The 412-nt window shown below is 65.5% G+C and carries 1 protein-coding gene; it reads right to left on the bottom strand.

Going from position 1 to position 412, the window contains the following annotated elements:
• Positions 1–11: 11 nt before the first annotated feature.
• The gene (locus tag WDW90_RS38315) at positions 12–353 is read right to left on the bottom strand and encodes a hypothetical protein (RefSeq protein ID WP_336492903.1); all 342 of its coding nucleotides are present in this window, start codon (positions 351–353) and stop codon (positions 12–14) included.
• Positions 354–412: the final 59 nt, after the last annotated feature.

Below are 412 nucleotides of genomic sequence, written 5' to 3'. Positions count from 1 at the left end.
GAGGGCCACCGCTACTTGGTCTGCAATCCGAAGCTCAGCGTGTAGCCGACAGCCGAGCTGTGCTGCCCGAACGCCCGAATCCTCACGATATGGGCGAGCTTGCTGGCGCTTGGCACGTCCTGCAGCACAACCACCCGCAGCCCCGGCTTGAGCATCGCGCATCCAGCGACCTGCTTCATCGCCTCTTTATCCTGGTTGAGCATGGCCGCGAGATACCCGCGCAGAGCGGCCTCGTCGTCACAGAGGGGCTGACCGTGCGGGCTAGTCAGCATCTCTCGTCCGGCCAGGGCATCGTCAGCGAGGGCCGGGTTCGCTGCCGTGAGAAACACGGCAAGGGCTGGGACACGGCGCATCTTGGCCTCCGAGAGGAGCCATGCGCAGGCTTGATCGCAGAACCCGGCGCGTCAATGGG

The sequence above is a fragment of the Methylobacterium nigriterrae genome, from assembly GCF_037106235.1.
Taxonomy (GTDB): Bacteria; Pseudomonadota; Alphaproteobacteria; order Rhizobiales; family Beijerinckiaceae; genus Methylobacterium; species Methylobacterium nigriterrae.
Note: the sequence above shows the minus strand (reverse complement) of the source record. Positions and strands in the feature narration are given on the sequence as shown.

Coding starts and splice junctions, on each gene's coding strand:
- WDW90_RS38315 (WP_336492903.1), bottom strand. CDS start 353: ATGCGCCGTGTCCCAGCCCTTGCCGTGTTTCTCACGGCAGCGAACCCG.